This is a genomic window from uncultured Methylobacterium sp. (genome assembly GCF_964244095.1).
Lineage (GTDB): Bacteria > Pseudomonadota > Alphaproteobacteria > Rhizobiales > Beijerinckiaceae > Methylobacterium.
The window spans coordinates 1-4,125 of the sequence record NZ_CAXTHR010000224.1 but is presented as its reverse complement, the minus strand read 5'-3'; the positions used below and the strand labels follow the sequence as shown (position 1 = coordinate 4,125).

4 protein-coding genes are annotated in these 4,125 nt (G+C 75.3%); 1 reads left to right on the top strand and 3 read right to left on the bottom strand.

Annotated elements, in window-relative coordinates; all coding sequences use genetic code 11:
* The coding region (locus ACFE86_RS21450; RefSeq protein WP_375457341.1) for a glycosyltransferase at nucleotides 1–884 on the bottom strand (884 nt) is incomplete at its 3' end.
* Between the two features lie 217 nt (nucleotides 885–1,101).
* Between ACFE86_RS21450 and ACFE86_RS21445 the strand changes: the two genes are divergently transcribed.
* A complete protein-coding gene (locus ACFE86_RS21445) occupies nucleotides 1,102–2,679 on the top strand; it encodes a glucan biosynthesis protein (protein ID WP_375457340.1) in 1,578 nt (525 codons plus the stop codon).
* 70 nt (nucleotides 2,680–2,749) lie between these two features.
* Here the strand turns inward: ACFE86_RS21445 and ACFE86_RS21440 are convergent, their stop codons facing one another.
* Nucleotides 2,750–3,709 carry a cell division protein FtsX gene (locus tag ACFE86_RS21440; protein WP_375457339.1) on the bottom strand — a complete coding sequence of 320 codons (960 nt, stop codon included), beginning with the start codon at nucleotides 3,707–3,709 and terminating at the stop codon, nucleotides 2,750–2,752.
* Nucleotides 3,709–4,125: ATP-binding cassette domain-containing protein (locus tag ACFE86_RS21435; RefSeq protein WP_375457338.1), on the bottom strand; the 417-nt coding region annotated here is incomplete at its 5' end. The genes ACFE86_RS21435 and ACFE86_RS21440, both read right to left, overlap by 1 nt.

Below are 4,125 nucleotides of genomic sequence, written 5' to 3'. Positions count from 1 at the left end.
GCCAGCGGCGCGTAGAGGCGCACGGCGAATTGCTGGATGCGGGCGAACAGGGTGTCGCGGCCGGCGGCATACGAGACGGTCTGGATCAGCCCCGTGGTCGGGCTCTCCTCCATCAGCCGCGCGAGGCGGCGCATCGCAGCCCCGGTCATCAGGCTGTCGGCGTCGAGCACGATCATGAAGTCGTACTCCGTCCCGTGGCCGGCGCAGAAATCGGCGATGTTGCCGGCCTTGCGGCCGGTGTTCGCCTTGCGCCGGCGGTAGCGAATGCGCGGGATGCCGGGGCCGGAGGTCTCGCGCCACGCCTGGATGCGGGCGAATTCGTGCTCCTCCACCGCGGCGATCGCCCCGTCGCGGGTGTCGGAGAGGACGAACAGGTCGATGTCGTCGCCCCGCGCGTCCTCCCGCGCCAGGGAGCGCGCCATCACCCGGAGCGCGGAAAACACCGCGACCGCGTCCTCGGCGTGGATCGCGACCACGGCCGCGGTGCGCGACAGGCCGGAGGCGCGGGCCGGCACCGTCTCCGCGCGGCGCTCCAGCGCCGACTTCGCCCGGTCGCCCAGCGCCGCCGCGATCAGGCCGTAGAGGTACTGCCAGGCCACGAACGACTGCCACGTCATCACCACCGCGAACAACACGAGCACGACGCGGGCGAGCCAGCCCTCGGCCGGGTAGGCCAGCGCCGCCAGCGCCGCGATCACCCCCCCCGTCGCCAGGGACGGCACGGCCAGGGCGAGGCGCCGCCACAGCAGACCCTTGGGATCGTTTCCCGTGCCGACGTCCTTGCCGGCGTCCTCGCCTTGGTCCTTGCCTCCGAGCTGCCAAGCCTCGACATGAGGGACGGATTCGGCGGCGGGCGGCGTGGTGATGGGACGCATGGACGGCATGGAGCGCATCGAACCCGAGCGTGAGGAAGGCCGGCCCCCGTCGCGGGAGCCGGGGGACGGCGCGGCGCGGGGTGACGGGCCGGGACGTGGCCGGCCGGCCCGGGCGGAGCCCGGCGATGCCGAATCCCCCTCCCGTCGCCGCGTCCTTCGCACCGCCCTGACCGCGGCCGTCGGCAGCCTCGTCCCTAGCGTCGTCGATCTGAATGGGGCCCGAACGATGGCCCAAGGGGCGGGAGATGCGTCCGGCGAAGGGGCCCGAGGCGTGGCGACGACCTTCGCGGATGTCGCCACGATGGCCGGGCGGCTGGCCGCTGCGCCCTACGTCGGCCCGCCGGAGGACCTGCCGGGCCCGCTCGCTGCGCTCACCTACGACCAGTACCGCGCCATCGTGTTCCGCCCGGCGGCGGCGTTGCGCCTCGGGCGCTGTTTCAGCGCGCAGCTCTTCCACCGCGGCTTCCTGCAGCGCAGGCGCTGCGCGCTCTTCGTGCAGCCGCGATCCGGCCCCGCGCGGCCCCTCGCCTACGATCCGGGGCTGTTCGATCTCGGCGGGGCGCTCGCCGGCCGAAGCTTCCCGGCCGGGCTCGGCTTTGCCGGCTTCCGCCTGCACTTTGCCGCGACCGAGACGCCGCCCGGCCGGCCGCCGGGCTTCCAGGAGGAGTTCCTGGTGTTCCTCGGCGCCTCGTATTTCCGGCTGCGGGGCGAGGGCCAGGAATATGGGCTCTCGGCGCGCGCCGCGGCCATCGGCACCGGCTCGGCCGCGGGTGAGGAGTTCCCCGACTTCACCGCCCACTGGATCTGCGAGCCGGAGGACGACGCCCGCGCCATCACCGTGCTCTCGCTCCTCGACAGCCCGAGCCTCGCCGGCGCCTACCGCTTCGAGATCACGCCGGGCGACCCGGCGCGGATGCGGGTCACGGCCGCGCTCCACCCGCGGACGCCGATCGCGCAGCTCGGGCTGGCGCCGCTGACCAGCATGTTCCTGTACGGGGAGAACGGGCCGGGGGCGCGGGGCGCGAAGCCCTTCGACGACTTCCGCCCTCAGGTCCACGATTCGGACGGGCTGGTGGTGCGCAGCGCCGGCGAGCGGCTGTGGCGGCCCCTCGTCAACGGCCGCCGCGACCCGCAGGTCTCGGCCTTCCGCGCCGCGCCGCTCGACGGCTTCGGGCTGATGCAGCGCGAGCGGAACTTCTCCGCCTACCTCGACGTCGAGGCGCGGCACGAGGCGCGGCCGGGCCTGTGGGTCGAGCCGGCGCCCGAGGCGGGCGCGGCCGGCGCGCCCGGTCCCTTCGCGGCGGGCGCGGTGCAGCTCTTCGAGATCCCGTCGGTCGAGGAATACATGGACAACGTCGTGGCGGCGTTCGTGCCGGACGCGCCGGTGTTGCCGGGCCGGCCGATCGCGCTCGCCTACGGCCTGACCACGGTCGGCGCGGAGCCGACGCCGGTCCTGCCCGGCACGCTCGCCCGGGTGGTCTCGACCCGCGTCGGCTCGGCCGAGCGCCTGCGCCCGACCGAGCCGCCGAGCCCGGGCCGGCGGCTCTACGGCATCGACTTTTCCGGGCCGGACCTGCCGCGCGACGCGATCGACGCGCAGGCCGCGGGGATGACGGCCGTGGTCTCGGCGAGCGCCGGCACGCTGCACGACCCCGTCGCCGCCCCCGTCCCGCAGACCGGGGGCTGGCGCATCTACGTCGAGTGGCGCCCCCCCGCCGAGCGGCCGCCGGGCGACGTGGTGCTGCGCGCGCACCTCGCCCGCGACGGCCGCCGCGTCAGCGAGACCTGGGACGCTGCGGCGTGACCGGCCTTCGCGACGGGGGAGCTTGCGCGGAGCCCCTCCGGGGGGGCGGAGCGCCGGCGCGAGGCCGGGTTCAGGCCAGGAAGCGCCGCACGGTCAGCCGCGAGATCACGGCGGTGACCACCGAGGCGATGACGCCGATCGCGAGCACGCTGGCGTAGCCCCGCCAGCCGATGCGGACGGCGCCGAACAGCGCCTCGACCTCGTCGCCGGCCGGCCCCGAGCGCCAGGTGCGCGCGACGAGGCCGGCGAGCGCGAAGGCGGCGAGCGCCGCGCCCGAGCCGATGATGCCGCCGCGCAGCCCCAGGCCGAAGAACCGCCGCTGGAAGGCGCGGGCGATGAAGTCGTCGTCGGCGCCGACGAAGTGCAGCACCTCGACCACCTCGCGGTTGCCGGCCATCGCGCCGCGGGTGGCGAAGGCCACCGCGAGCCCGGTGGCGACCAGCACCAGCGCGACGATGCCGACGCCGATGCCGACGAAAGCGTTGGCCGCGGTCGAGAGCCGCTGCAGCCACAGCGCGTGGTCGTCGAGGCTCGCGACCCCCGGCAGCGCCTCGGCGAGCCCCGCACGCAGGTGCTTCAGGTCGGCGGGCGTCGCCCCGAGCTTCAAGGTGATGAGGCGCGGCACCGGCAGGTCCGAGAGGTCGAGGCCGGCGCCGAGCCAGGGTTCGAGCAGGCGCTCGGCCTCGGCCTTCGAGAACACCCGCGTCGCCGCGATGCCGGGCTCGGCCTTCGCGATCGCGTCGGCCCGGGTGATGTCGGCGTCGAGGTCGCGGCCGGGGCCGGGGCGGACCTGGATCGTCACCTCCTGCGCCACCGCGCCCTGCCACTGGCCGGCGCTCGACGCGACGATCTCGGCGGCGCCCGCGCACAGGCCCGCGAGGAACGTGAGGATGGCGATGACCGCGGCGAGCGAGCGGCTGGCCGCGGAATCGGTCGGCACCAGGGCCGCGTTGCGCCGGAGCGCCGGGGGCAGGGCCGGCTCGGCGGCGGGGGCCGGCGGCGGCTTCGTCCTGTCGCGGGTCGCGTCCATCAATCCTCGATCCGCAGGCGGCCCTGCCCCAGCACCATGCGGCGCGCGTCGACGGAATCCATGATGCCGACATCGTGGGTGGCGATGATCACCGAGGTGCCGAGCTTGTTCAGTTCGAGGAACAGCCGCAGCAGGCGCCGCCCGAGGCTCGGGTCGACGTTGCCGGTGGGCTCGTCGGCGAGCAGCAGGTCGGGCCGCGCGATCAGCGCCCGGGCGATCGCCGCGCGCTGCTTCTCGCCGCCCGACAGCAGCGGCGGCAGCACGTGCATGCGCTCGCCCAATCCGACCCAGCGCAGCAGCTCGACCACCTCGGCGCGGTAGCTCGCCTCGGCCCGGCCCTGGACGCGCAAGGGGAGTGCCACGTTCTCGTAGGTGGTGAGGTGGTCGAGCAGGCGGAAATCCTGGAACACCACGCC

Excerpts from the sequence above, each read along its gene's own strand:
- ACFE86_RS21445 (WP_375457340.1), top strand. The coding sequence starts at position 1,102 with ATGGCCCAAGGGGCGGGAGATGCGTCCGGCGAAGGGGCCCGAGGCGTG.
- ACFE86_RS21440 (WP_375457339.1), bottom strand. The coding sequence starts at position 3,709 with ATGGACGCGACCCGCGACAGGACGAAGCCGCCGCCGGCCCCCGCCGCC.